The sequence below is a fragment of the Streptomyces sp. NPDC005485 genome, assembly GCF_040606085.1.
Taxonomy (GTDB): Bacteria; Actinomycetota; Actinomycetes; order Streptomycetales; family Streptomycetaceae; genus Streptomyces.
On the sequence record NZ_JBEXDZ010000133.1, the window covers coordinates 1 to 26,059 of the forward strand.

The window sequence follows — 26,059 nt, forward strand, 5'->3', positions numbered from 1 at the left end:
ACCTCCGAAGTCGGCAAGATCACCAAGTCGACGCCGATGGGCTCGCTGGACGCCCCCTTCAACCCGCTCTCCCTCGCGATCGGCGCGGAGGCCTCCTTCGTGGCCCGGACGGTCGACTCCGACCGCAAGCACCTCACCGAGGTCCTGCGCCAGGCCGCCGCCCACCCCGGCACCGCCCTGGTGGAGATCTACCAGAACTGCAACATCTTCAACGACGGCGCCTTCGAGGTCCTCAAGGACCAGCAACAGGCCCAGGAAGCCGTCATCCGCCTCGAACACGGACAGCCCATCCGCTTCGGCACCGACCGCGCCCGCGGCGTCATCCGCAACCGGACCACCGGCGACCTCGACGTCGTCACCATCACCCCCGACAACGAAGCCGACGTGCTCGTCCACGACGCCCACACCACCTCCCCGACCACCGCCTTCGCCCTCTCCCGCCTCGCCGACCCCGACACCCTCCACCACACCCCCATCGGCGTCTTCCGCGACATCAACCGCCCCGTCTACGACACCCAGATGGCCGACCAACTCGACACCGCCATCGAACAGAACGGCAAAGGCGACCTCGCCGCACTGCTCACCGGCGGCGACACGTGGACGGTCCTGTCAACTTGACCCGGCCCTGAAGGGCCGGGCTTGGAGGTAGTGCCCAGCTGGCTGCTGGGGTGGACTCCTCCGTCCAGACACCCCGTTATGGGGCGGCAGGGACGCGTGACTCACGCCCCGCATTCCACACGGTCTCGCCACGGGTGGCAATGTTGTGGGAAGCGTTCCGGTCGGCGTGGGCAACGACCCCGCACCCCCGGCAGATGAAAAGCCCCTGGTCGACACGGTTGCGTCTGTCGACGTGGCCGCACTCGGCGCACGTCTGCGACGTGTACGCGGGGTCAACGAAGACCAGGGGCACACCGGCCCGCCTGGCCTTGTAGGCGATGAAGTCTGCGAGCTGGGTGAACGCCCAGGAGTGGAGGGCGACCCGTTGGGGCTTGCGGAGCCGTACCCGGTTGCGGATGCCCCTGAGTTCTTCGAGGGACAGGCCGCGCCCGGTGCGTTCAGCCTCGGTCACGATCGTCTTGGAGATGATGTGGTTGGTGTTCGCGGCGTGCCGCGCTTCCTTGCGGGCACGCGCTTTGAGCCGCCGCTTGGCGCCCTTGGTGCGCTTCTTCTGGAGCTTGGCCCGCAGGGCAAGCTGTCGTTTGCGGTACCGGTTGAGCCCTCGCCCGGCGGCGAGGTAGCCGGTGGAGGCGGTGGCGATGTTTTCGATGCCGAGGTCCACGCCGATGAATCCGTCCGGCTCGTACTGCCCGGCCTCGGGTACATCGCAGGTGGCAACGAGGTAGAACACGCCGTCGCGCTCGATCAGGTCGGATTCGCCCTGCCGGTGCGCCTGGAGCATCTTGAGTGCGTCGGCGGAGCACACGAACCGCACATTCCTGACCCGGCCGTCCACGGTCCAGATGGACACAGTCCGCTGGTCGTACTGCCAGCTCAGGCACCGGTCGTCATACGGCTGGGCAGCCTCGGGGCGAAAGGTGATCGGCTTCGACTCGGCCTTACGGCGACGCCTGGAGCCTTCCCTGCCCAGGTTCCCGGCCCGGATATTGGCCTTGAGAGTGGTGTACGAGTCGCGCACCTTCTTGATGACGTGTTGCGCGGCCTGCGCTCCCAGCCCCCGCACTTTGAGTTCGGCATAGGTGTGCTTGCGCAGTTCGTACTCACGCGGCACGCCGTGCTCGAACGCCATCTGAGACACCCAGTTCGCGGCGTCATTGACCGTGCGCAGGGTGCGCTCAAGCGCGGATGCCTGCACGGCATCCGGTATGAGTTTGACCTGTGTCACGATCTTCACGGGCCTGATCGTAGCGTTGATCTATGTCACCACGCTGGGAGCCAAATCCCGATATTCGCAGGGGCCGTAGCGTCGTCTACACCCTCCACGCACACTTGGTCTTCACCCCCAAGTATCGGCGCGGACCGTTCACCGACGAGATCCTTCGGCGCTGCGAAGAGGTCATGCGCGACGTGTGCACCGACTTCGGCGCGGAGCTGCGGGAGTTCAACGGCGAACGCGATCACGTTCACCTGCTACCCGCCCAAGGTCGCCATCTACCGACTCGTCGGCTCCCTCAAGGGTGTCTCCGCCCGGCGCCTGCGGCAGGAGTTCCCCGGCCACATCCGAAAGTACCTGTGGGGTGAGCACTTCTGGTCGCCGTCCTACTTCGCCGCCTCGTGCGGGGGCGCCCCGCTCGCCGTCATCAAGGAGTACATCGAAAACCAGAAACATCCCGCCTGAGGTCAACAGAGCAGACCCCTGCACCTGCGCAGGTCAGAGCAGCATTAAGAAGCGCCTCCTCCCGGACGTGAACGCCCGGCGTTCCGCGCTAGATCACGCTGAACGAACCGGCCCGTCTGCCGAGGCGGCCGTCACCCTCATGACCAGGCGCCTCGCCCGGAAAGACGCCACCCCAGCTGGTCGGGGAAACCGGCGCCGGTCGATGCTTGAGTCTGTGGCCAGCCGCAGGAGGCCTGTTGTGAGCGGCTATCGGCGGCGGCAGCAGAACTCTGCATGAGAGGGACGGGGAAAGGCGCGGGAGACGATGTCGAACCCAGCTCGTTGCAGCATGCCCTCGACAATCCAGGTGTAGGTGGAGAACTCCTCTCGGACGTGGGCTTCGAAGTCGGCCTTGGTGAAGCCCTCGCCGTCCAGGCGTCCTGCTGTGTCGATCCACTGCTGCAGGTGCGTCTCCGCGCTGGAGGGCTCGAAACTGAAGATCACGTCCCACAAGTAGAAGGACCCGCCAGGACGGAGCATCCCGGCTGCGTTGAGCAGGGCCTGCTGCTTCCAGAAGTCCGGAAGCTGGTGCAGGGCCGACTTCGTAGTCACCACGTCGGCGAGAGGGCGCTGGTGGGTGTAGTCGAGAAAGCCGGCGTGGTGCCACTGCGGTGCAACACCGAACCGATCGGCCCTCGCCTTGGCGAAGGCCAGCATTTCCTCGGAGACATCTACACCGTGAGCGACGGCCCCGCGCCGTACGGCCTGGACGGCCAGTGAGCCGGTACCGCACGCGAGATCAACCAGTTGGGTGCCTTCGGTAACGCCCAAGCGGTCCAGCAGCGCGTCGTCAGCCTGCGGATCAGTGCCCTGGTTGCGGTCGTAGGCAGCGACTGCGGCTTTGCTGCCCAAGTCGATGCCGACCGGCGTGTATTCGGAGAAGTACCAGACGGGACGGGGATGTGTGGTGTCGCTTCGTGGCATGCCCCGTTTGTAGGCTCGCCACAGGACTTACGGCAACGGCAACTTACGTACCGCGGCATTGCGAAAGGTGAAAGGTGCAGGACCACGACCAGTACCGGCTCTTCCTCCACCTCGCGGAGACACTCAGCTTCACCCGCACTGCGGCTGACTGCCATGTCAGCCCTGCCACACTGTCCCGAACCGTGCAGCGGCTTGAGGCTGCCACCGGACATCGCTTCCTCGACCGCGGCCCTCACGGGGTATGTCTGACCACGCACGGCCGAGCCTTCCGCCAGTACGCAGCCGAAGCACTGGACCTATGGGCCCGCTACTGCAGCGACGGTGCAGCGGACGATGATCTCAGCGGACACCTGCGGGTGTTCGCCTCCGTCACCGCATGCCACACCCTCGTTCCCGACCTGCTCACCCCCCTGCGCGACGCGCACCCGCGCGTGAGTATTTCCTTACGCACCGGTGACGCCGCAGCCGCCCTTGCCCTGCTGGACCAGGGCGAGGCCGACCTTGCCGTCGCAGCCCTCCCGGCCCGGATTCCCGCCACCGTGCTCGCCCGGCAGATCACACGGACCCCGCTCGTCCTCGTCCAGGCCGGCCCCGCTCCGGCCGACGAGGAGTTCACAGCCACAGCGGGGCCTTTCGTCCTGCCACGGCAGGGACTCGTACGCGCTGCCGCAGACCAGTGGTTCCGAGCCCTGGGTATCCGTCCGCACATCGCTGCCGAGACCGACGGCCATGAAGCGCTCCTCACCCTGGTCGCTCTGGGCTACGGCACGGGCATCGTCCCCGATCTTGTCCTGCAACACAGCGGACTCCGCGCCAGACTTCGGCAGGTGACCGCCTCATCCGTACCAGATCAGCTCGCCATCGGCGTCTGCATCCGACGGGCCGACGTACACCGCCCCTTGGTTGCTGCAGCCTGGGCGGCAACCCAGCCGGGCAGAGCGGACCGCCTAGCTCAGCTGTGATGGGGTTCGAAATCACGAACTGACTCACAAGCGCTGCACTTCTCCCCACCGCGACGACGAGCGAAGCCCGGCGCGGCGTAGGAGAATGGCGTGAGAGGGCGAAAACCTGATGAGGCCAAGGGGCACGCGTCGCCCTTCACCCTCGCGTCGCAATGCACCCTCCTTGGTCGCCCCTCCTTGTCCCGTCGCTCATGTCGTCTGCCGCCGGATTCGTCTGCCGAATGCTGACCGCCGTGCTTGTGAGCATCGCGATCGGGTGGGCTCCGACGGCGTTCTCTGCGCCGGGGGCGACCGGAGAGCTGTCCATTGCTCTCAGCCCCTCCACAGGGCCTCCGGGGACCACTGTGCAGGTCACCTTCGCAGGCTGCACCACCACCAAACTCGGCACACACATCGTCACCGACATCTACTGGGACGGTGGCAACGTCGGCGGATTCTCCACAGAAACCCAGGCCGATGCCGCATTCGACGTGCCGGCGAAGGCAGACGCGGGCTCTCATACGGTGACGGCGGTCTGCGACAACGGGGTCAGCGGCAAGGCGCCGTTCACGGTCACCCCGACTGACAGCGGGGACGGAAGCGGACCAACCACACCCCCACCTGGGGACGGACACGGAACGACACCCCCACCTGGGGACGGACACGAAACGACACCCCCGCCCGCTCCCACCATCACGGTGGACCCCTCTGAAGCCGAGCCCGGCACGACGATAAGCGTCGATGGCTCCGGATTCGACGACTGCTACACGGACGACACACCCGGCTCGGTCGATGTCTCCGTCGACGACACCTCCATCTCCACGAAAGACATCGATCCCGAAACAGGCGGCTTCCATGTCGAAATCGACGTCGGTTCCACCGCCACAGCAGGCACCCACACGGTGACTGCAACATGCAACGACCCGAGCACCATCTACGCCGACACCACATTTTCCGTGACCGACACGACGACGAACGGAACCGGCACCGGAGGCAATAACACAGGCGGCACCAATGACAGTGGCGGGACCAATGGCGGAGACACCGGCGGGACCGGAGGCGGGAACACCGGTGGTACCAACGCGGGAACCACCGGCGGCGGAACCCACGGCGGAGACACCTCGACGCCCGTCGGATGGGTGGTCGGACCTTCCCTGTTCGGGGCACTGCTGCTCCTGGGAGCACTGATCCCCCTGATCAACCACCGGCAGCGCGGACCGCGCTGGGTACGCAACCACATCCGAACGTCGCTGCGCATCACGCCCGGGACGGCCGACCTGCGCGAGCAGCACGACAGCGGATCGGTCAACTGCACGGTTCGGCTCGAACCCCACATGGATCCAGGTGACCAGAGCCTCGAAGGAGGGTGAAGCGATGACCACGACACAGTGGCCCGAGCCCCTGACGGTCCGCGCCTTCCTGCTCGGTCACGAGGGCCCCGACGCCGCCGAGACGCTTTTCGGCCCGCTCCACGACGGCGGGACGGCCCGAACACTCCTCGACGGAACGCGTCCCCTGCCGGCCGCGGCGGATCGAGCTGTCGAGCACCAACTGGCGAGTGCCATCGATTCCTTCCTCGGTCTGGAATTCTTCGACGTGACAGCGATCGGATGGCGAAAGCACCCCGCCCTCAAGGCCGCCGCACGCCGCACCCGCGCCGCGCCGGGCAGCGAGGAAGTGGTCGCCCTCGCCACTCACCAGGTCACCTCCAGCCACAGCCCCTATGTCGACGTCTTCCTCGACGGCGCCAAGATCGGCACCCTTGACGTGAGACTCATCCTGATCTTCCGGATCGGCGGGCTCGTCGCCATCGTCCGCAACGCCCACCTGGTCTCCATACGCAGCGGGCATTGCGTACTGGAGGCGCGTCTCGCCCTCCGGCGGATCGTGTTGGCGCAACGACAAGGCAAACTGGATCTTCCCGGTATCTGGCACATGCACGACCCGATCCCGCTGCTCCATGACGAGCCGCCGCCTCCTCCTCCCCCACCGCCCCACCAGCCACCGCAGCCTCCGCCCTACGCCCCGCGTTGAACACGGCCCCGACCGGCCGGTGCCGCAGCCGGGGCTCCACGCCTGCAACGCCTGCCTTGACATCTCCCCCCCCGGCTGAAGCAGGGGGATTCTTCCCTCGCGGGTTGAGCTTTCTGCTTCTCGGACAGCAGCTGCCCCGAATCAACGGCGGGGGACATCCTCGGGCTTCAGCCCGAGGAGCATGTCAAGCCTTGTCGTGCCGGCCGGCGTGAGAGGTGCACACCTTCGTCAGGTCGCCGGCCGCGTCGGTGACCGGGCTGAGGTCGGGGCTCTTGTCGCCGCTCTTGATCGACGCACGGACGTTGTCGACCGCCTTGCTCAGGTCGTCGACCGCCTTGTCGGTGTCCGCGTTGTTGGACGTGTCGCCGATTTCCTTCAGGTCCTTGTCGATGGAGTCCAGGGAGGCGTCGGCCCGGTCCTGGTTGACGACCGCGTGCGCGGCCGCGAACTGGAGGTCGGTGATGTCCTCGGCGATGGAGTGGACGGTCTGCATGCAGTCCAGAGCCTTGTCGACGGCGGAGCAGCCAGTGACGAGACCGGCGGTGAGTGCCGCGGTGGCCGCGGTGAGGGCGATCGCGGTACGGCGGTGTCGGCGCGCGGCCATGAATGGGTCCCTCCCCTTGTCGGGCCCCCGCGAGAGGCCCCGTGGTACCCGTAGGGGCGCGAGGGAGCAGGCCGGCTGGTCTTGCCGGCCGACCCGCTCGATGCTCCCGGCCCGCACTAGGGGTGGCCTCGCGTGCCGCCTGAGAAGGCGTCCAGTGCGGGTGGATGCCCTTTGTTCTGCGGTGGGTTCCTTGCCGGGTTGGGTGCGGTGTCGTTTGTCGGGGCTCGGGAGCCGGGAGGGGCGGCGTGCAGCCGAAAGCCCCGGCTGGTCGGGGGAGGCCGGCCGGGGCCCGGGTGGCGGCGTGCGGAGGGCGGTCGCCTCGCGGCGAAAGGCTCCACGGGGCTTCAGCCGAACGATCGTCCCCGTGGGCGGGGGTTGAGGCCCGGGGACACTGTCCCCTCCGCAGCCACATATGGATGAACGGTCAACCACCCCTGCTTGTTCCGGCGTTGGGGCGCTGGCGCGTGTGAGCTGTCCCACCCCGGCCGGGGACGAGCCGATCAGGCCGTGCCCGGGGACTTCGTGGCCTGGGCGAGCTTGCCCGTCACGTCCACGGTGCCCTGGGCGGGCGGTGCCTGGACGTCGGCCTTCGTGCCGAAGTCGGTGAACTTGAGCAGGGTGGTGCTGGTGACGGCCGGGGTCTTCTGTGCGTCCTTGGTCTGCGGGCGCAGGGTCAGGCGGATGCTCTCCTGGCGCAGCCGGCCCTGGCTGTCGAGCCACATGTCCAACGGCAGGGTGGAGGTGCCCAGTTGCCGGCGCAGCTGCTCGCCCTTGGCTGCATCGCCCTGTGCCAGGGCCTTCACGTCGACCGTGACGCGGTAGTGCGTGGTCCGCGCGCCGTCGATGGTCTCGCTGCCCACCTTCGTGACGTCCCGGTCGCTGACCTTCTTGGTGTAGGTGAACGGTTCGGCCGGATCGCTGACCTGGCCCCCCGCGTTGCCGGACCCGGACTGCTTCAGCCGGGCCAGGTCGATCTTCATCCACGTCTTGCCGCGGGGCAGTTCGCTGCGCTGCGCGGCGGGCGGCTTCTGGTAGACGATGCCGTCGAGCACGCGCTGCTCGATCCGCTGCCCCTGAGCGGTCAGCGTCATGCGGCTGTCGCCCTCTTTGAGGTTCATCACGCCCTCGCCGCGGACGGTGACGCTCTTGCCCTGCGCGGCGGCCCTGGAGGTGACGGTCATCCTCGCCGTGTCGGCCGCGGCGGTCCTGCTGTAGGCGGCCTTCACCGCCCGGGACTCGGACGCGCCCTGCTGTGTGCCCTTGGACGTATCCGCTGCCCTGTCCGAACCGTCCCCGTCATCGGAACAGCCGGCCAGCCCGGCCGCCAGCATCATCACCGCGGCGGTTCCTGCGACGCGTGTCCTCGACGTCATACCGGTTTTCCCCTCAAGTCGGGTCATACGGAGTCAAGTTGACCCGATCCCGGGTTCCCCGTCCTTCCCCTGCCACTCCTTGCGGCGCTGGCACGTCCCCTGCATCAGGCCACCGTCTCCCGGAACGCGCCGGGGCGGGCTCACTGCGGCGCCGAGCCCGCCGCGAAGCCGTCGAGCTGCTCCTTGGACCACGTGAGCCTGCCGGCGCGCAGGTCTTCGGTCACCGCGCGCACCCACTCCAGTTCCGCGGCCGTCACGGCTTTGAGGTACTCGGTCTCCAGGCGGGTGACGCGCGGCAGCCCCTGCTCGGTCTCTGCGGCCAGGGCCGCCTGCAGTGCGTCGAGCTTGTTCGTGAGTGCCTCGGCCCGCCGCTCCAGTACGTCGCCCACGTCCTGCGCAGTGAGCAGCAGCAGGTTGGAGAGGGCGGCCGGGAACTCGGGGAACTCGTCCTTGGGTGCGGCGAGCATCTCCTCCAGCCAGGCGCGGGCCCTCTCGCGTCCCGCGTCGGTGACTTCGTAGACGGTCCGCTCGGGGTACTGCTGATCGCGCTCCGTCTCGCGGACCGCGATCAGTCCGTCGCCGTTGAGCCGCTCGATGGTGCGGTAGAGGCTCGCGCGCTGCCTGACGTTGACGACCTGTTCCTTGCCCCAGTCCTTGACCAGCCGCTGGATGCCGTAGGGGTGCAGGGGCTGGTAGTGCAGCAGGGCCAGGACGGTCAGGGCGAGGGGGGAGCTGCGGGGAGCGGAGGGCGTCATGGGCCTGATTTTAGCCCCGAAAGAACTAGTTGACGAGATACTAGTTTCAATGTGACTATCGAGTGGTCAGTACGACACCTCGCACCGAGAGGAACCACCGAGATGTCCCTCACCGAGCGCATCCACTGCGACCACGGCCTGGTCAAGCACCTGGGCAACTGGACCGAGGCCGGCCGCTTCGAGGTCAGGGCCCGCCGCGGCGCCGCGGTCCTCGACCTGCGTTCCCCCCACCTGCCCGACGACGTCGACATCCACCTCGACATGGACCGGGCCATGGTCAAACTGCTCGTCGACGACGGCGCCACCGTCCACCACGGGGACCTGAGGTGGACCGCCCGCGGCAGGATCAAGGACTCCCCGTCCCCCTCCACCGGCGCCAAGACGGCCGGCCGCCGTATCCACCTGTCCGGATCGGCGGCGAACAGCGAGATCCGCGTCCACCGCGGCGGCATCGCGATCCTGTCGGCGATGTTCTCCCGCGCCTACGTCCAGGACGTGCGCCGCGCCCACCAGACCGGCGGCGCACCGACGATCGACGACCCGACCAGGGGGCACCGGTCATGACCCGCACGAACAAGGCCCGCACCGCCCTCGTCATCGGCGGCGGGATCGCAGGCCCCGTCGCCGCGATGGCCCTTCACAAGGCAGGCATCGAGGCCGCCGTCTACGAGGCGTACGACTCCACGGCCGACGGGGTGGGAGGCGGCATGTCCATCGCCCCCAACGGCCAGAACGCCCTCGACGCGATCGGCGCGGGCGACCTCGTGCACGCCATCGGCACGCCGGTCACCGCCATGGGCCTGCGCAGCTGGACGGGCAAGCACCTCGCACGGTTCGCCCCGCCCTCCCGCCTGCCGTCCCTGCAGTTCGTCTGGCGCAGCGACCTCTACCGGGCGATCTACGACGAGGCCCGGCGCCGCTCGGTCCCCGTCCATCACGGCAAGCGGCTGACCGGCACGACGGACACCGCCCGCGGCATCACCGCGCACTTCGCGGACGGAACGCGGGCAAGCGCCGACATCCTCATCGGCGCCGACGGCATCCGCTCCACGGTCCGCCCCCTCATCGACCCGGCCGCGCCGCAGCCGCACTACGCCGGCCTGGTCTGCTTCGGAGCCCGGCTGCACGATTCCGGACTCCCCTCCACCGACGGCGTGATGTACATGTGCTTCGGCAAGCGCGCGTTCTTCGGCTACCAGGTCTTCGGCGACTCCTCGGCGGTGTGGTTCGTGAACCTGCCCCACCCCCTGGCGATGACCGTCGAGGAGGCCCAGGCGATCGGCGCGCAGGAGTGGATGCGCACCCTGCAGACCGCCTTCGCCGACGACCGCACCCCCGCCCTGGAGATGATCAGCCGTACCGACGTCGGCCAACTCCTCATCACCGGCCCGATGGAGAACATGCCCAGGGTCCCGACCTGGACCCGCGGCCGTATGACCCTGATCGGCGACGCGGCCCACGCCGCCTCGTCCAGTTCCGGGCAGGGCGCCTCCCTCGCCGCCGAAAGCGCCGTCGAACTCGCGCGCTGTCTGCGGGACCTGCCCTACGACCAGGCATTTGCGGCGTACGAACACCTGCGCCGGCCCCGCGTCGAACGCATCATCAAACTCGGCGCCCGCACCAACAGCAACAAGACCGCCGGCCCGGTCGGCCGCGTCCTGCGCGACCTCGTGATGCCGGCGACCATGAAGCTGATCAACCCGGAGAAGATGGCCTGGCAGTTCGACCACCACATCGACTGGGACGCGAAGACACTCCCGCTCGCATGAACTGCGGCCCGTCCTGGGCCGCCAGGCCGGGAGGGGGCCGGCGCCCGCGCACCGGTCCGGGCCGGTGCCCCGATACCTTACGCACCCCTGGCTTCGGCGACCTGTTCGCGCACGACGGCGACGCCTCCCTCGGGGACGGTGACCGAGCCGGTGACCGGTTTGCCGGTGAGGAGTTCGATCCCGTCGGCGGGGATCTCGGCGCCGTGGCCGGCGTGGTCGATGAAGAAGAGGTAGTCGGCGTCGGCGCCGCGCCGCCTGACCACCTCGATGCCGTCCGGCACCTCGCGCTCCGGGCGTACGCCCGCCTCCTGGCGGATGCGCTGCAGGACGGCGGCCAGGGTGGCGGGGTCCGGGTGGGTGGCGACATACCAGGCGGAGCCGCTGCCGTAGGTGTGCCGGGTGAGGGCGGGCACGCCTGCCAGGGGTCCGTCCGCGTAGCTGGCGACGGCCTGTGCCCCGGTGAGCCGGAGGCGTTCGCTCCACAGGTCGGCGCTCGCGCCGTGCGGGATCTGGCCGGCCAGGGCGAGTGACTGGCCGGGCAGCAGGGGGAACGGCTCGTCGCCGTGCACCCCGAGGATCTCGCGGAAGGCGCCCGGGTAACCACCCAGGCGGACATGGCAGTTCTCGTCCACCGCGCCGCTGTGGAAGCCCACCGCCAGGGTGCCGCCGTGCTCGACGAACGCCGCCAGGCCGGCCGCTCCCGCGTCGTCGACCAGATACAGGCTGGGGGCGAGGACGAGCTGGTAGCGGTCGAGATCGGGGGCGTCGGGGCGTACGAAGTCGACCGCCACGCCCGCCTTCCACAGCGGTGCGTACCAGTCCCTGACCAGGTCCTGGAAGCGCAGTGCGCCGCTGGGCTGGGAGGGCTGCTCCATGGCCCAGCGGGCGTTCCAGTCCCAGACGATGGCGACGCGGGCGGGGCTGGTGCTGCCGCGGACCTCGGCCAACGCCCCGAGGTCCGCGCCGAGTTGGACGACGTCCTGCCAGATCTGGCTGTCGGTGCCCGCGTGCGGCAGCATCGCCGAGTGCCACTGCTCGGCGCCGGCCTTCGCGGCCCGCCACTGGAAGTAGGCGATGCCGTCGGCGCCGTGCGCGACGTGGGCGAGCGCGTTGCGGCGCATTTCGCCGGGTGTCTTGGCCCGGTTGACGGGCTGCCAGTTGACGGCTCCGGTGGAGTGTTCCATCAGCAGCCAGGGCCGGCCGCCGGCCAGGGAGCGCACCAGGTCGCCGCTGAGCGCGATGTCGATCTGCGACTCCGGGTCGGTGGAGCGCAGGTAGTGGTCGTTGGAGACGACGTCCAGCTCGGGGGCCCAGCGCCAGTAGTCCAGGGCGTCGAAGTTGTGCATCACCATGAAGTTGGTGGTGGCGGGGATGTCGGGGGCGGCGCGGCGCAGCACGTCGCGTTCGGCGGTGAACAGCGACAGCAGTTCGTCCGAGCAAAAGCGCCGCCAGTCGAGCTGGTGGGTGGGATTGGGGTCGGCGCCGGTGGCGCGGGGCGGCAGGATCTCCGCCCAGTCGTAGTACCACTGGCTCCAGAAGGCAGTGCCCCAGGCGTCGTTGAGCGCGTCCAGGTCGTTGCCGTACTTCGCCTTCAGCCAGTCGCGGAAGGCGGCGGCGCTGGTGTCGCAGAAGCATTCGGCGTTGTGGCAGCCGTACTCGTTGTGGACGTGCCACATCGCCACGGCCGGGTGGTCGGCGTAGCGCTCGGCCAGCGCGCCCGCGATGCCCAGCGCCGCGGCGCGGTAGGCGGGGCTGGAGGGGCAGAACGTCTGGCGGCTGCCGTAGGACAGGGTGCGGCCGTCGCGGTCGACCGGCAGCGCTGCGGGGTGGGCGCGGAAGAACCAGGCGGGCGGGGCGGCCGTGGGGGTGGCGAGGTCGGCGGCGATGCCGTTGTCGTGGAGCAGACCCAGGATCTTGTCCATGCGGGAGAAGTCGTAGACGCCCTGGGACGGCTCCAGCAGCGCCCACGAGAAGATCCCGACGCTGACCATGGTCACCCCGGCCGCACGCATCAGGGCCATGTCCTGGGCCCACACCTCCTCGGGCCACTGCTCGGGGTTGTAGTCGCCGCCGTAGGCGAGGCCGGGCAGGCGAAGACGGCGTTCGGTGCTCACTGGGGGTACTCCGGAAGGTGTGGGAAACGAGTGGAAGGCGTGGGCTTCAGCCCTTGTTGGCACCGAGGGTGAGGCCGCTGACGAACTGCCGCTGGAGCACGAAGTACACGATCAGCGTGGGGATCGCGGTGAGCAGGGCGCCGGCGGCGACCAGGTTGGGGTCGGTGAAGTACTGGCCGGAGAGGTTGTTGAGCGCCGAGGTGATCGGCATGTTCTCGCCGGTGGAGATCAGCACGATCGCCCAGAAGAAGTCGTTGTAGATCCAGATGGACAGCAGCGTGGCCAGGGCCGCCATCGCGGGCTTGCACAGCGGCAGCACGATCTGCCAGTACAGCCGCCACACGGAGGCGCCGTCGACGAGCGCGGCCTCGGTCAGCTCGTGCGGCAGCGAGCGCATGTAGTTGGCGAGCACGAACGCGCAGAACCCGGACTGGAACGCCACGTGGATCAGCACCAGGCCCAGCGCGGAGTCGTACAGCTTGCCGCTCACCGTGATGCCGGGCAGGTCGACGAGCAGGTACAGGCGGTACAGCGGGGTGATGATGACCTGCTGGGGGAGCAGGTTGCCGGCGGTGAACACCAGCAGCAGGAAGACGTTGACGCGGAAGTCGAAACGGCTGACGTAGAAGGCCACGCAGGAGGACAGGAACAGCGTCACCAGCACCGCCGGCACGGCGATGAGCAGCGTGTTGGCGAAGTAGTGCAGCATGTCCGACTGCTGGAACGCCTTGGTGAAGTTGTCCAGGCTCAGCTTGTCGGGCCAGGACACGTAGCCCTTGGTGCTGGTCTCCGCGTACGGGCGCAGGGCCGCGAACAGCGCCCACAGCAGCGGGGCGAGCCAGGCCAGTGCGGTGACGACGAGGAAGGTGTGCAGCAGGATCCGGGCGGGCCGCACAGGGGTGCGCTGCCTTGCGGGCGCGCTCACGGTGCTCATGTGCGCCGCTCCTTCCGGAAGGTCGCGATCAGATACGGGATGATCACGGCGAGGGAGATCACCAGCAGGACCACGGCGATCGCCGAGCCGTATCCGATCCGGCTGGACTCGCCGATGATGTTGTTGGTGACCAGGATCGAGAGCAGTTCGGTGCCCTGGGCGCCCTTGTTGAAGACGAAGACCAGGTCGAAGGCGCGCAGCGCCTCGATGATCGTCACGACCAGCACGACCGTGTTGGTGGGGCGCAGGGTGGGGAAGATGACGTTCTTGAACGTCTGCCACTCGTTCGCGCCGTCCAGCGCGGTGGCCTCCCGCAGGGACGGGTCGACGCCCTTGAGGCCGGCCAGGTACAGGATCATCATGTAGCCGGTGTGGCGCCAGGACGCGGCGATGAGGATCGCCCAGAGGTTGAGGTCCGGGTCGCCGATCCAGTCGATGTAGTGGCCGGGCTCGTTGGCGCCGATGAGGCTGTTGATCAGGCCCGTGTCGGGGTTGTAGACCAGCTGCCAGACGAACCCGATGACCGCCATCGACACGACGACGGGGAGGAAGAACGCGGTCTGGTAGACGCGGCTGAAGCGGATCTTCTTGTCCAGCTGCACGGCCAGGAACAGGCCGAAGGGGGTGGGGATGAGGATGAGCACGACGAACCAGATGATGTTGTGCTCGACGGCGGGCCAGAACTGCGGGTTGCTGGTGAACAGTTCACGGAAGTTGTCCAGCCCGACCCACTTGATGGAGTCGAAGCCGATGCCGTCCCAGGTGGTGAACGCCAGCGCGATCGAGGCGAGGGCCGTGAGCCACACGAGGACGACGTGCAGGAGCGTCGGCACGCCGGCCATCAAGCCGAGCGTGATGCGATCGCGCCGGGTGAGCAGCCGACGGTGGCCCAACGGCGCCCGCAGCCGCCTCTTTTGACGGGTTGTCACCTTGTTCGGGGGGCCCGGGGGCGGCGCGGCGGCCGTCCCCGGGGTGCTGGTGGCGCCGGTCCCGATACCGGCGTTCGAGGTGGCGGTCATGCGGACGCGAAGATCGTCTTCTTCTGGCGTTCGATCGACGCCAGCAGGCTGTCGACGCCCTTGGGGTTGCGGACGAAGTTCTGCAGCGCGGGCTGCATCACCGTGGAGGTGAAGTCCGGCCGGCTGTCACGGTCCATGAACTGGGTGAGGTGCTTGGCGCCGGAGATCGTCGCGTACGCCTTCTTCTGCAGCGCGGTGTAGGAGGAGGTGTCGGCCTTGTTGGAGGCGGCGACCAGGCTCGGGTCGGACTTCAGGTAGATCTGCTCGGCCGCCGGAGTGCCCAGGAACTCCAGGAGCTTGAGCGCGCCCGCCTTGTTCTTCGGGGCCTTGGAGAGCATGAAGCCGTCGGTGGGGGCCTCGACGGTGTCCTGGCCGTAGGCCGGGTCGATCTCGGGGAAGGGGAAGAAGTCGAGGTCGTCCAGGTCGGCCTTGTTGGTGAACTGCTGCGCCACGAAGCTGCCGAAGAGGTACATGCCCGCCTTCTTCGAGATCAGCGTCTGGGCGGCGTCCTGCCAGGTGCGGCCGACGGCGCCGTCCTGGTGGTAGGGGAGGATCTCGGCCCAGTGGTCGAAGGTCTTGCGGACCTTCGCATCCGTCCAGGACGCCTTGCCCGCCATCAGCTCGACGTGGAAGTCGTAGCCGTTGGTGCGGAAGTTGATCTGGTCGAAGGTGCCGAGCGCGGGCCAGGCGTCCTTGTCGCCGAAGGCGAGCGGGACCAGGCCGTCCTTCTTCATCCGCTTGCACAGGGCGACGAACTGCTCCCAGGTGGTGGGGACTTCGTAGCCGTGTTGCCGGAAGACGCTCTTGCGGTAGAAGACCCCCCACAGGGACGTGGAGATCGGCACGAAGTAGTACTTGCCGTCCTCGCCCTTGCTGAGCGCCTTCATCGCGTCGGGGAAGTTGCCGCCGATCTTCGCCCACACGTCGTCGACGGGGGTGGCGAGGTTCTTGGCCGCGAAGAACTGCATGCGGTAGCCGGCGAACCAGCTGAACACGTCGTCCGGGGTGCCCTGGAGGTAGCTGTTGATCTGCCCCTGGAAGGTGTTGTGGTCCTTGGTGTTCACGTCGACCGTGATCCCGGACTGCTTGGTGAAGGCCGCGTAGATCTCGGCGAACGCCTTCTTCGGCACCGCGTCCGACGCGTTCGAGCCGAGGGTGACCGTCTTCGGGTCGCCGGCCGCAGTGCTGCCGCCGCAGGCGCTGAGCAGGGGTATGCCGGCGCCGAGGACGGCCGCGCCGCCGATGCCGCGCAAAACGCTGCGGCGGCTGGGAGCGGGCATGGGCCGACCGAGAGAGGAATGGTACATTTCGGCTCCTGACAGGGCGGCTGTGCCCACGAGGCACGTCAACCCGAGGGATGTGGCGGGGGAGTGGTCGCCAACCAACGCGACCAAGACTCAACACGATCGAACAAATGCGATCGGCGGCTGCGAGGAAGACTGAACGCTCCGGGGAGTCGCTGTCAAGACCCCTCCGGCCGGGACGCAGAGCCGGCCCCACCCGCCAACACCTCGGGCGCCTCACGGCCGCACGGCAGCGACGGCCCCCTCCCGCGACCGGACCCGAGCACCACCATCTGCTCCCTGACCAGCACCGATACCCCCGGCGGCAGGCGTACTCGCGGCGGCCGCGACACCCCGGCAAAACGGCCCCCCTGCGCCGGATCCGCCGCCTCGTGTCGCAATCGGTGCCGCACCACCCCTTGACGTGCGACCCCCGGCCTACGTAGACATGACCACGCGGTCAGACCGCGTGGTCATACAGTTGACCTCCTTCGATGCAGACGTACGGCCGTCGGGAGACTTCATGGCACCAGGGGTGGGGCGGAGCGAGGGCTCCTCCGGGCCGCGCAGCGCGGACGTGGCCCGGCTGGCCGGGGTGTCCCGCAAAACGGTCTCCCGGGTCCTCAACAACGAGCCGTACGTCTCCGACCAGGCCCGCACCAAGGTCCTCGCAGCCGCCGAAGAACTCGGCTACCGGCTGAACCAGGCGGCCAGAACCCTGGTCTCCGGGCGTACCGGCTCCATCGGCGTGGTCGCCCTGGGCACCAGCGGATACGGAACCGCCTCCCTGCTCGTGCACATCGAGCGGGCCGTACGCGACGCGGGCTACGCGCTGCGCGTGGTCAACACCCCCGACGGCGACCCGGTAGGCATCGCCGGCGCCGTCGAGTTGCTGCTCGAACAGGGCGTGGACGGCGTCGTCGTCTCCGAACCCATCGTGGAAGGCGACGTCGGCGTCCGCGTCGACGTCCCCGTCCTCTTTTTGGGGGCACCGCCCGCCTTCACCGCCACCCGCACCGTGACCATGGGCGTGGGCGCCCACGCCCTGGCCCGGGCCGCCACCGAGCACCTGCTGGATCTGGGACACCCCACCGTTCACCACCTCGCCGGCCCACGGCGCTGGTACGCCACCAAGGACCGCATCGAAGGATGGCGCGCGGCGCTTGCCGCACGGGGCGCCCACGAGCCTCCCCTGCTCAACGGCGACTGGTCGGCCGCCTCCGGCCATGCCGTGGGCCGCTCACTGGCCTCGAACCGCTCCGTGACCGCCATCTTCGCGGCGGGCGACGAGATGGCCATCGGCCTCATCCACGCCCTGCGCGAAGCCGGGCGCCGCGTGCCCGAGGACATCAGCGTCGTCGGCTTCGACGGCAACCCCGTCTTCGCCTACGTCTCTCCTCCCCTCACCACCGTGCGCCAGCCCTTCGAGGCCGCGGCCCGGGAAGGAATCCGCCTTCTCGTGCACGCGATCGAGAAGCCCGACACCGACCTGCCGCAGCCGAGCGACCCACCGGTCGAACTCGTCGTCCGCGGCTCGACCGCGCCCCCGCCGCCCCACCCCGGCAAGACCGGGCCGCGCACCACCTGAGAACACCCCGCCGGCAGGAAGCCCACCCCCACCCGGGCCGGGCACTGCCTGAGAGCCCCCGCGGCAGGAAGCCCACGCCCACCCGGGCACCGCCTGCCACCCGCCGGCCGTCTCAACCAAGACGCCGACCGGCCCGATCCGCACCGCGCACCGCCGCGTTGATGAAGCCGCACACGCGACCGGACGCGCCGGGCCCGCCGCTGCCCACCCGGACCCCTCCCCGGGGAGCGGCGGGCACCCCAACACCCCATCCCTTCCCCGTCCTGGGAGCCGCACATGTCCCCCGCACCGCTGGGCGTCAGAGCCGACGCCACCCGGCCCTCCCGCCCCCTCACCCTGCTGTTCCTGCTTCTCGCACTGATCGTCGCCGCGGCGACGACGCTGCTGCCGGCCGCCGGCCGGGCCCAAGCCCTCTCCCGCCCCTCACAGACCCTGTACACCCCGCCTGCGGGGGCACCCTCGCCCGGATCGCTGTACCCCCGGGCACTGCGCCTGCAGCACAACGGATCGGCCAACGGCACCCTGCTCGCCACCTTCGAGCAGTACACCAACGGCACGCCCGTCTTCCCGATCTACCGCTCCACCGACAACGGCAACTCCTGGAGCAAGCTCTCCGACCTCGCCGACACACAAAACGGCTGGGGCATGCGCTGGCAGCCCGAGCTGTTCGAACTGCCCACCGCGATCGGCGATTTCCCGGCCGGCACCATCCTGGCCGCGGGTGACTCGGTGCCCTCCGACCGATCCGGCACCAAGATCGACCTGTACGCCAGCACCGACCGCGGGCAGAGCTGGAGCTTCGTCACCCACATCGCCACCGGCGGCGCCGCCCACGACACCAACGGGGACACCCCCGTCTGGGAACCGTTCTTCCTGGTCTCCGGGAACAAGCTCATCGTCTACTACTCCGACCAGCGCGACCCCGACCACGGCCAGAAGATCGTGCACCAGGTCTCCACCGACGCCCGCACCTGGGGCCCGGTCGTCGACGACGTGGCGATGCCCACCTACAGCAACCGTCCGGGCATGGCGACCGTCGCGAAACTGCCGAACGGCAAGTACGTCCTGTCGTATGAGTACGGCGGCGCCCCCGAGGGCAACTTCTCCGTCTACTACAAGATGTCCTCCGACCCGGAGGCATTCGGCTCCGCCACCGGCATCCCGCTGCGCACGACGGACGGCGTGGTACCCCAGAGCGCTCCGTACATGACCTGGCTGCCCACCGGAGGCCCGAACGGCACCCTCGTCGTCAGCGCCAACAGCGCGGATGACCTGTTCATCAACACACAAAACGGCGCCGCGAACACCTGGACGCGCATCAACGCCGGCGTGGCCGGCGGCTACAGCCGCGGCATGACACCCCTGCCCGACGGGCACAGCCTGCTCATCCTCAGCGCCGGACGCGGCGGCAGCAACCTCTCCAACCCCGTCACCTACAGCACGATCGACCTGGGCGGCGGCATCTCCGACGGCGCCACCTACACCCTCTCCAACGCGACCAGCAACCTGATGCTGAGCAACGCGGGCGCCTCCACCACCAACGGCACCTACGCCACCCAGCAAAACGCCAACAACGCGGACGAGCAGAAATGGAAGTTCCTCCAGCAGCCCTCCGGCTACTTCACCATCTCCAACCTGGCCGGCGGCAAGGTCCTGGGCGTGGAGAACCAGTCCACCGCCAACGGCGCCAAGATCCTGCAGTGGGACGACAACGGCACCCCCGACCACCAGTGGGCCGTCTCCCCCCACCCCGCGGGCGGCTTCTCCCTCGTCAACCGGCTGACCGGCAAGTACCTGGAGATCCCCGGCGCCTCCACCACCGCCTCCACCACCGCCGGACAGTGGGACGCCACCAGCTGCGCCTGCCAGCGCTGGAACCTCACCCAGACCGCCCTGCCACCCCTGGGCACCGGCCAATACGTACTCGTCAACAAGAACAGCGGCAAGTACCTGGAGATCCCCGCCTCCTCCACCGCCCCGGGCAAGGCGGCCGACCAGTGGCAAAACTCCGCCTGCGCCTGCCAGTTGTGGACCTTCCAGGCCCAAAGCGGCGGCGCATGGACACTGCACAACGCCCACAGCAACCTCAGCCTCGACGTCAGCAACGCCTCCACCTCCGCCGGCGCGGCCCTCGTCCAGAACACCTCCTCGGCCGCCAACTCCCAGAAGTGGACCCTGAACAGCGCAGGCGGCGGCTACTACAAACTCCTCAACGCCGGCAGCGGCCTGGTCGCCGCCGTGGCCCAGTCCTCCACCGCCAACGGAGCCACCGTCATCCAGTGGGGCGACGCCGGCATCGACGACCAGCTGTGGAAGATCGTCCGGGTCAACTGACGCACCACCCAGGCCACCACACGGCGCAGGAACCGCTTGCAAGAGCGGTTCCTGCGCACGGCGTCGCCCTGCCTCGCGGCGCCCTTCGCACCGGCCCCCGCGAGGGACGGCACCGGTGACCGCGCTCTGCCCGAACACCCCGCCGGGCAGGGGCCGTTCCCGCCGGGGGAGGGGATCAGCGCGCAGTGGTCTGCTCGGCCGCACCATCACGCCGCGGCGCCGGCCCCGGCCCCGGCGTGAGCCGCCGGGGCTCCACCGCCGGAGCGAGGAAGGCCGCGCAGACGACGAACGCGAGGACCACCAGCATCGCGGCGCGCAGGCCGATGTGCTCACCCAGCAAGCCCAGCCCCGGCGGCCCGACGAGGAACGCGATGTAGCCGATCGTCGCAACCAGACTGACCCGAGCCGTCTCGTCGGAGCCCGACTCCCCTGCGGCGGACAGCGCGAGGGGAAAACCCAGCGAGGCGCCCAGCCCCCACAGCAGCACGGAGACACCGGCCACGACCGCATTGTCCGAGACGATCACGAGGAGCAGGCCCACTGCGCCGGCGATGGCGCTGACCCGCATGACCCGGGCACGGCCGAAGCGGCGCAGGAAGAAGGAAGCGGCGAACCGTCCCAGGGTCATCGCGGCGGCGAAACCCGTGTAGACGAGCGAGCCCAGGGTGGCATCCATGCCGTGACCGTCGACCATGAGAAGCGGCAGCCAGTCGTTTGCCGCCCCCTCGGCCAGCGCCATGGCCAGCACGATCGCACCGATGAGGACGAGCTTCCCGTCCCTCCACACCGCCGGGCGGGATCCGGGGCCATGCTCCGTCACCGACTTGCCGGCGACGGCGCGGCCGGTGCCCGCCGGGACGGCGCGCGGCGCGAAGGAGGAGATCGCGACAGCAAGAGCGGTGACCGCCGCAAGGTGCCAGTGGACCGGGACGCCGGCCGCTGTCGCACCCATGCCCGCCCCGGCTCCAAGAACCGTGCCCAGGCTGAAGCATCCGTGCAGGGCCGGCATGGTCGTCACGCCGGATATCCGCTCCACGTCCGTGGCATCGACGTTCGCGGCCACATCGCCGGCACCCATCCCGACACCGAACGCGCACAGCCCGGCCGTCACCAACGGCAGAGACAGCATCAGACTGCCCGCGCAGACCGTGGCCATCCCAAGGACGAGCAGCACCGCGGCCCAGAAGAGCACCGGCCGCGTCCCGGTTCGGGAAACCAGCCGGCCCGAACCAAGGACCCCCAGCATCGAACCGAACGCCAGCCCGAACAGAACCAGCCCCATCTGCGCCGTGGAAACCTCCAGCGCATCCCGGACGGCCGGGGTACGCGTCACCCACGAGGACATCGCGATACCGGCAAGCAGGAAGAGCAGAAACAGCGCCCGACGACGCCTGCGCACGGAAGGGTCCATCAAAAGTGCATCTCCGTGACGGCGGGAGGCGGCAGCCCGTACGCCGGGCATCAACTCCCCGGCCTGGACAACGTACACGCCAGGTCACAGTGTGAGGAAGCGCTTGCCGAACGACGGCAGATCCCCTGCGGCAGCGGCAGGCGGGGGAGTGCGTCGGTGCCGTCAGCCCGGCTCGGCGAACAGGCCGGGCACCGGCATCATCCGGCGCCGGGACGCCAAAAACCCGTGTTCCGATAACGCCACCAGTACAGGACCGTGCGGTCCTCGGGCCACGCGGCCAGCGCGATTCCGCCGGGCTCGAAGCGGTCGCGCGCGGGATCGATCCGGCGCCAGCTCAGATCCCTCGCCTCGTCCTCCAGAGGCGGACGGACGAGCTCCACGGCGCGTTCCTCGCATGCCCCCAGGACCTGGTAGTTCGCCTGGGCCTCGATCAGCGACGGCCGGTTCGCTCCGCCTGAGTAGTCCGGCCAGCGAAGCTGGATGGCGTCGTCCTCCCAGAAGCAGAGCGGACAGATCTGATACGAGCCCGGCGGCTCGTCCATCGTCAGCCAACCGCAGCACACGCAGGGATACTTCAACGTCACGCCGCCATCCTGTCCGTCACCTCCGCGGAGACCAACTGATTTCCCGGCGTCGGCCGCGACAGACGCATGCGCCAGGCCCCTTGCTCTTCCCCGGGGACGGAACGCGTGGCTGACAGCGGGCCGGGCGGCGCCGCTGTTGCTGTTGTTCGTGCCCCGTTCGGCGCACACCGGCAGGCAGGCGGCTCCCCGGGATGATCAACTGGCCGGAGGACTGTGTACCTCTGTGCAAGGGAGCTCAGCATGGCGATCGTCGTGGTTTTCGAACTGCCGGGGATGACCCAGGCCCAGTACGAGCGGAGTGCCGAGATGGTGGCCGGCCGGCCGGGCCCGGTCAAGAGCCCCTCCGACTGGCCGGTGGCCGGTCTCCTCTCGCACACGGCCGCCCCCACCTCCGACGGCTGGCTCGTCGTGGACGTCTGGGAGTCCGAGGAGGCATTCCAGCAGTTCGGCGAGACCATCATTCCGATCCTGAAGGAACTCGGCGTCTCCGACGCGCAGCCGCGGGTCTACCCGGTGTTCAACGCGGTCACCCGCTAGCACCTCACGCCCCTTCGTGAGCGCGGCCACGACGATGATGGTGCCCCGCCTGGCCGGCTCCTGCCGGCAGCGGACGCTGGACCGAAGCAACGACGCCTAGGTCACGAGAACGGGGCGCCGGCCGGGGCGCTCGCGCCACTGTTCGGCCTCGGCGTCCCACGTGAATCTCACGAGATGCCCGTTGCTGCTTACCGTCATCGCCGTCCAGCGGCCCGCGTGCTCCCAGTGGATCGTCGCTGCCGTGCCAGGGCGTCGGTCGGCTTCGCTGACCGGCGCATCGGCGTCGCACAGGGCGGGCAGTTGGGCCAGGGCTTCGGGCGCGATGTCCACATGCATCTCGATCTGCCAGCCGTCCTCGGTGCGAAGGTGGATGGCGTGGATGCCGTCGGCGGCCTCGTCCAGGCTCGCCCGGGCCTGGCGCCCGATGAACCGGCGCAGGATCTCGCGGGTTCCTGCGCTCATCCCCTTCGCAAGGGCGTTGCCGAAGTACGTGGAGATCGCCTGCAAGAACGGCGTGGCTGCCATGCTTGCCACCACGAGCGCCACGTCCGACACCACTTCAGCAGCAGAGACCGTGGCACCCTGGCTGTCGTCCGGGACGTCGGGCACATCCGGGACGTCGTTGCGTTCGCTGCTCATGAGCCCCCGATTGGTCACTGCCAGGTGTAAGTCGTCGAGCGCTCCAGGGTATTCACCGGCAGCTGGTCGCAGCACATGATCAGACGAAGGCCGCCCCGGCGTCCGGCGAACACCCAGTGAGCGGCCTGGTTCGAGGTCCGTTTCGGCCTCAGGCCACCCGCCGCCCCTCCTGCCGGGTCAGCCCGTCGTCACGTCGACGTAGTCACCCGTGGCGGTGGCCGCTGCGGTCGTGCTGGTTCCGGCGAAGCTCCAGCGCCAGTAGCCGTCCACGGAGGCGGTCGCGGTGGTCTTGAGGGCGCCGCCGGCGCTGCTGGTCACCGTCTTCACGGTGTTGTAGGTCGTGGTGCCGGCCTTGCGGAACTGCAGCTTCACCGCGTGGCCCGCGTAGCCGCCGTAGGTGTCGTTGTCCCAGTTGGCGCGGTTCAGGGCGCCCTTGACGGTGATGGTCTTGCCCACGACGACCGGTTCGGGGGAGGCGTCGGCGGTCAGCTTGGCGGCACGCTTCATCAGGAAGGTGCTCGCGCTGTCCTTTTGGACGTAGTCGAAGTCGACCGCGTCCACGGAGGTCCAGACGTGCCAGGTGCCGGCGTTGGCGTTGATGAGGGTCGCATTGGGATCGATGACGATGCTGGTGGTGCAGGTGGAGGTGGTGGCGCTGCCGGCCAGGGGGGTGCAGTCCAGCGGTGTGTCGGAACCGGGCCCCGCGAAGCCGTCGGGGTTGTCGAACGACCCGTGGTAGAGCCATCCGTAGGCGTCCTTGATTCCCGAGTTGTCGCTGACGGTGATGCTCAGCGTGACTGTCTTCGTCGCGGTGGCGCCGACCACGACCGGGTTGCCGTTGTTGACGACGACCTGGACGACCTGGGTGTCTCCCTGGCCGGCGTCGGCGTCGGCGGTCGTCACGGTGAGGGCGGACAGGCACAGCGCGCCCGTCAGGGCAGCAACGGCAGAACGTATGAACATATGTCCTCGTAGGCAGGAGTTGTCCGCCCGAAACCGGGCCATGAGCCGAACTGCGTCGAATAGTAGGCGCGCTGCACCCTCACCGCGGTGCCGGGCACGAAAGTGGCTCTGGTGGCGCGGACGGCGGCAGGATCCTTCGCCGGTAGGTCCGGCGCCGATCCGGCACACACGCGCTCGCGGCCGTATTCGGATCGCCGGGAAGCCGCACCCGGCCCAGGAGCGGCAGACCGGCGGGGCGGGGCGGGCGCGGTCAAGGGCGGCGGCCGTACGTCAACGCGGCTGCTCCTGCGGCGGTTTGGGCGCCCAGGGCCTGGCATGTCGCCGGCGGCGTCTGCGCCCGGAGCTCTGCGCTGCACACATCTGCGGTGTAGGGGCGGGCCGTTCGCTGCTGCGCGCGCACCCGTGGCAGCGGGTCCGGCCGTGGCGTCAGGAACTCTTCAGGTCTGCCTTCCAGTCCTGGGCGAGGAGTCCGAGCAGCACCTCGTCGAGGAACTCGCCCATCACCCAGGCCGAGGAGCGCAGTACGCCCTCGCGGACGAAGCCGTTGTGTTCGGCGGAGCGCAGCATCGCGGTGTTGTCCGAGAGTGTCTCGATCTGCAGCCGGTGCAGGCCGCGCACGATGAAGCCGTAGTGGCACAGGACCGCGACCACGTCGGTGCCGTAGCCCTTGCCGCGTGAGGAGGGCAGCAGTCCCAGTCCGATGTGTGCGGTCCGGTTGTGGTTGTCGATGCCCCACAGTGTCGCGGTGCCGACCAGTGTGCCGCCCTCCAGCTCGACCACGGAGAACGGGACGTGGCCCTGCTCCTTGTCGTCCACCACGAGCCGCGGGTCCTTCGAGTCGGGCGTGATGGGCCGCCATGGCCCGCCTTCGGCCCGCGAGGAGTTGACCACGTCGTCGTAGAGCTCGGTCCGCAGGACCGGGATGTCGTCCTCGTGCCGAGCCCTGAGCCCAACCTTGCCGCCTCTTAGCATGCAAGCTTCCTATCCGACCGGGCCGGCCGGCGGCAAGCCAATATGAGTTCCAGGGGCGGTGCCTGTCCCAAGGCCGCAGCCGGCCCCGTGTCGGCGGCCCGGTAGGGTGACGCGGATCCCTGGCGGACAGCCGTCGGTGCGCCCGCGTCGACGCCCGCAACCACCCTGCGAAGACAGAGAGTTACCCGTGAGCGACGCGCCCCTCGACCCCTGCGATGACGAGGACCCGCCCTGGATCGTGGCGGTCTGCCCCCTCACCCCCGAACTCGCCGCGCAGATCGCCTCCATGGCGGAACTCGACTGGAGCGAGGACGCCCTCGCCGAGCAGGCGATGCTTGCCGCCGGCTGGCGCACGGGCGAGGACCTGCTCGGCGATCTCGAGGAGAAGGCCTGCACGCCCGCGGGGCATCTGGTCTACGGCGACGACTGCTTCGCCATGCCGTTCGCCTACGAGTACTACGTGCATCCCGACGGGGCGATAGGGGAGGACTACTGGGGAGCGCAGCCCGGCTGGCACAGTCTGATCGACCCGCCGGAGGGTACGTTCGATGCGCAACTGCAGGCTGTGGTCGACACGTTCACCGCGCTGCTGGGCCCGCCCGATGTTGACGTCACGCACGAGCGGCGCCCCGGACTCGACTACACCTGGCGTTACCGGGCCTGGCGCCGGGGCGGGAACATTCTGGTCGTCGCTTCCGGTCTGGACGGATTCTCCTACGCCCAGTTCGAGCACGCCTTCGTCCAGATCCGTTCCCTGCCGCCGGGCACCCCGCTGCCGCCCGCCCGGGAACTGCCCGACTTCTTCTGGTGAGACCCGCGCGGCCCGGGGCAAACGCCTCCGGGCCCGCGCCGCCCGGGCGCCGCCCGGGGCCGCGGTGGGTGGGGGGGGGGGGGTGTATAAGCCCGGGGGGGTATCGAGAGTCGCGAGGTCTGACCGCGGGAGGGC

General features: G+C 69.2%; 23 protein-coding genes and 2 pseudogenes. 11 read left to right on the forward strand and 14 right to left on the reverse strand.

The genetic code is table 11. The features are described 5' to 3' along the window. A pseudogene (locus ABZS97_RS33140) lies at nucleotides 1–618 on the forward strand (2-oxoacid:ferredoxin oxidoreductase subunit beta); the annotation flags it as partial. Nucleotides 619–694: 76 nt separating this feature from the next. On the opposite strand, the gene ABZS97_RS33145 reads toward ABZS97_RS33140, so the two are convergent. Next, entirely contained in the window at nucleotides 695–1,852 is a 1,158-nt protein-coding gene (locus ABZS97_RS33145) for a transposase (RefSeq protein ID WP_356143786.1), read from the reverse strand. 23 nt (nucleotides 1,853–1,875) lie between these two features. On the opposite strand from ABZS97_RS33145, the pseudogene tnpA reads away from it, so the two are divergent. After that, nucleotides 1,876–2,296: pseudogene (gene tnpA / locus ABZS97_RS33150) on the forward strand (IS200/IS605 family transposase). 246 nt (nucleotides 2,297–2,542) lie between these two features. Here the strand turns inward: tnpA and ABZS97_RS33155 are convergent. Beyond that, nucleotides 2,543–3,259 carry a methyltransferase domain-containing protein gene (locus ABZS97_RS33155; RefSeq protein WP_356143788.1) on the reverse strand — a complete coding sequence of 239 codons (717 nt, stop codon included), beginning with the start codon at nucleotides 3,257–3,259 and terminating at the stop codon, nucleotides 2,543–2,545. Nucleotides 3,260–3,333: 74 nt separating this feature from the next. Here ABZS97_RS33155 and ilvY point away from each other — a divergent pair, with 74 nt between their 5' ends. From ilvY to ABZS97_RS33170, 3 genes are all read left to right on the forward strand, one after another. Beyond that, nucleotides 3,334–4,221 carry an HTH-type transcriptional activator IlvY gene (gene ilvY / locus ABZS97_RS33160; protein WP_356143790.1) on the forward strand — a complete coding sequence of 296 codons (888 nt, stop codon included), beginning with the start codon at nucleotides 3,334–3,336 and terminating at the stop codon, nucleotides 4,219–4,221. A gap of 344 nt (nucleotides 4,222–4,565) precedes the next feature. Further along, nucleotides 4,566–5,570, forward strand: a complete 1,005-nt coding sequence (locus tag ABZS97_RS33165; RefSeq protein ID WP_356143792.1) for a hypothetical protein — start codon at nucleotides 4,566–4,568, stop codon at nucleotides 5,568–5,570. Between the two features lie 4 nt (nucleotides 5,571–5,574). Next, nucleotides 5,575–6,234 carry a hypothetical protein gene (locus ABZS97_RS33170; RefSeq protein WP_356143794.1) on the forward strand — a complete coding sequence of 220 codons (660 nt, stop codon included), beginning with the start codon at nucleotides 5,575–5,577 and terminating at the stop codon, nucleotides 6,232–6,234. A gap of 184 nt (nucleotides 6,235–6,418) precedes the next feature. Here the strand turns inward: ABZS97_RS33170 and ABZS97_RS33175 are convergent, their stop codons facing one another. The 3 genes from ABZS97_RS33175 to ABZS97_RS33185 form a co-directional block, all read right to left on the reverse strand. Beyond that, the gene (locus ABZS97_RS33175) at nucleotides 6,419–6,838 is read right to left on the reverse strand and encodes a hypothetical protein (protein ID WP_356143796.1); all 420 of its coding nucleotides are present in this window, start codon (nucleotides 6,836–6,838) and stop codon (nucleotides 6,419–6,421) included. Nucleotides 6,839–7,338: 500 nt separating this feature from the next. Further along, nucleotides 7,339–8,211, reverse strand: a complete 873-nt coding sequence (locus ABZS97_RS33180; RefSeq protein WP_356143798.1) for a hypothetical protein — start codon at nucleotides 8,209–8,211, stop codon at nucleotides 7,339–7,341. A gap of 140 nt (nucleotides 8,212–8,351) precedes the next feature. Next, complete coding sequence (locus ABZS97_RS33185; RefSeq protein WP_356143799.1) at nucleotides 8,352–8,966, reverse strand: PadR family transcriptional regulator; 615 nt, start codon at nucleotides 8,964–8,966, stop codon at nucleotides 8,352–8,354. A gap of 102 nt (nucleotides 8,967–9,068) precedes the next feature. Here ABZS97_RS33185 and ABZS97_RS33190 point away from each other — a divergent pair, with 102 nt between their 5' ends. Together ABZS97_RS33190 and ABZS97_RS33195 are read left to right on the forward strand one after the other, a co-directional pair. Beyond that, on the forward strand, nucleotides 9,069–9,530 hold the full coding sequence (locus ABZS97_RS33190) for a hypothetical protein (RefSeq protein ID WP_356143801.1): 462 nt from the start codon (nucleotides 9,069–9,071) through the stop codon (nucleotides 9,528–9,530). Then, nucleotides 9,527–10,735: an NAD(P)/FAD-dependent oxidoreductase gene (locus ABZS97_RS33195; RefSeq protein WP_356143803.1), complete on the forward strand. Its 1,209-nt coding sequence runs from the start codon at nucleotides 9,527–9,529 to the stop codon at nucleotides 10,733–10,735. The genes ABZS97_RS33190 and ABZS97_RS33195 overlap by 4 nt, the downstream gene beginning before the upstream one ends. A 77-nt stretch (nucleotides 10,736–10,812) precedes the next feature. Here the strand turns inward: ABZS97_RS33195 and ABZS97_RS33200 are convergent, their stop codons facing one another. From ABZS97_RS33200 to ABZS97_RS33215, 4 genes are read right to left on the reverse strand one after another with little or no spacing between them, the layout of a single operon-like run. Then, entirely contained in the window at nucleotides 10,813–12,849 is a 2,037-nt protein-coding gene (locus ABZS97_RS33200; RefSeq protein ID WP_356143805.1) for a beta-galactosidase, read from the reverse strand. Between the two features lie 46 nt (nucleotides 12,850–12,895). Next, nucleotides 12,896–13,783, reverse strand: coding sequence for a carbohydrate ABC transporter permease (locus ABZS97_RS33205; RefSeq protein ID WP_356143807.1), 888 nt, complete (start codon nucleotides 13,781–13,783; stop codon nucleotides 12,896–12,898). Further along, nucleotides 13,780–14,802: a sugar ABC transporter permease gene (locus ABZS97_RS33210; protein ID WP_356143809.1), complete on the reverse strand. Its 1,023-nt coding sequence runs from the start codon at nucleotides 14,800–14,802 to the stop codon at nucleotides 13,780–13,782. Before ABZS97_RS33210 ends, ABZS97_RS33205 begins: the two co-directional genes overlap by 4 nt. Continuing rightward, entirely contained in the window at nucleotides 14,799–16,109 is a 1,311-nt protein-coding gene (locus ABZS97_RS33215) for an ABC transporter substrate-binding protein (protein ID WP_356143811.1), read from the reverse strand. The genes ABZS97_RS33210 and ABZS97_RS33215 overlap by 4 nt, the downstream gene beginning before the upstream one ends. Before the next feature lie 499 nt (nucleotides 16,110–16,608). Here ABZS97_RS33215 and ABZS97_RS33220 point away from each other — a divergent pair, with 499 nt between their 5' ends. After that, nucleotides 16,609–17,673, forward strand: coding sequence for a LacI family DNA-binding transcriptional regulator (locus ABZS97_RS33220; RefSeq protein ID WP_356143813.1), 1,065 nt, complete (start codon nucleotides 16,609–16,611; stop codon nucleotides 17,671–17,673). A gap of 276 nt (nucleotides 17,674–17,949) precedes the next feature. Continuing rightward, nucleotides 17,950–20,007 carry an RICIN domain-containing protein gene (locus ABZS97_RS33225; protein WP_356143815.1) on the forward strand — a complete coding sequence of 686 codons (2,058 nt, stop codon included), beginning with the start codon at nucleotides 17,950–17,952 and terminating at the stop codon, nucleotides 20,005–20,007. Nucleotides 20,008–20,182: 175 nt separating this feature from the next. Here the strand turns inward: ABZS97_RS33225 and ABZS97_RS33230 are convergent, their stop codons facing one another. Both ABZS97_RS33230 and ABZS97_RS33235 read right to left on the reverse strand, forming a co-directional pair. Continuing rightward, complete coding sequence (locus ABZS97_RS33230) at nucleotides 20,183–21,418, reverse strand: MFS transporter (RefSeq protein ID WP_356143817.1); 1,236 nt, start codon at nucleotides 21,416–21,418, stop codon at nucleotides 20,183–20,185. Nucleotides 21,419–21,615: 197 nt separating this feature from the next. Next, a complete protein-coding gene (locus ABZS97_RS33235; protein ID WP_356143819.1) occupies nucleotides 21,616–22,002 on the reverse strand; it encodes a CPCC family cysteine-rich protein in 387 nt (128 codons plus the stop codon). A gap of 240 nt (nucleotides 22,003–22,242) precedes the next feature. On the opposite strand from ABZS97_RS33235, the gene ABZS97_RS33240 reads away from it, so the two are divergent. Continuing rightward, nucleotides 22,243–22,539, forward strand: coding sequence for a hypothetical protein (locus ABZS97_RS33240; RefSeq protein WP_356143821.1), 297 nt, complete (start codon nucleotides 22,243–22,245; stop codon nucleotides 22,537–22,539). A 96-nt stretch (nucleotides 22,540–22,635) separates the two neighbouring features. On the opposite strand, the gene ABZS97_RS33245 is transcribed toward ABZS97_RS33240, so the two are convergent. From ABZS97_RS33245 to ABZS97_RS33255, 3 genes are all read right to left on the reverse strand, one after another. Next, nucleotides 22,636–23,178 (reverse strand): hypothetical protein, encoded by a 543-nt coding sequence (locus ABZS97_RS33245; protein ID WP_356143823.1) that lies wholly within the window; start codon nucleotides 23,176–23,178, stop codon nucleotides 22,636–22,638. Nucleotides 23,179–23,355: 177 nt separating this feature from the next. Then, entirely contained in the window at nucleotides 23,356–24,141 is a 786-nt protein-coding gene (locus ABZS97_RS33250; RefSeq protein ID WP_356143825.1) for a calcium-binding protein, read from the reverse strand. A gap of 426 nt (nucleotides 24,142–24,567) precedes the next feature. After that, on the reverse strand, nucleotides 24,568–25,113 hold the full coding sequence (locus tag ABZS97_RS33255; RefSeq protein WP_356143827.1) for a GNAT family protein: 546 nt from the start codon (nucleotides 25,111–25,113) through the stop codon (nucleotides 24,568–24,570). Between the two features lie 187 nt (nucleotides 25,114–25,300). Between ABZS97_RS33255 and ABZS97_RS33260 the strand changes: the two genes are divergently transcribed. Further along, nucleotides 25,301–25,924, forward strand: a complete 624-nt coding sequence (locus ABZS97_RS33260) for a hypothetical protein (RefSeq protein ID WP_356143829.1) — start codon at nucleotides 25,301–25,303, stop codon at nucleotides 25,922–25,924. Nucleotides 25,925–26,059: the final 135 nt, after the last annotated feature.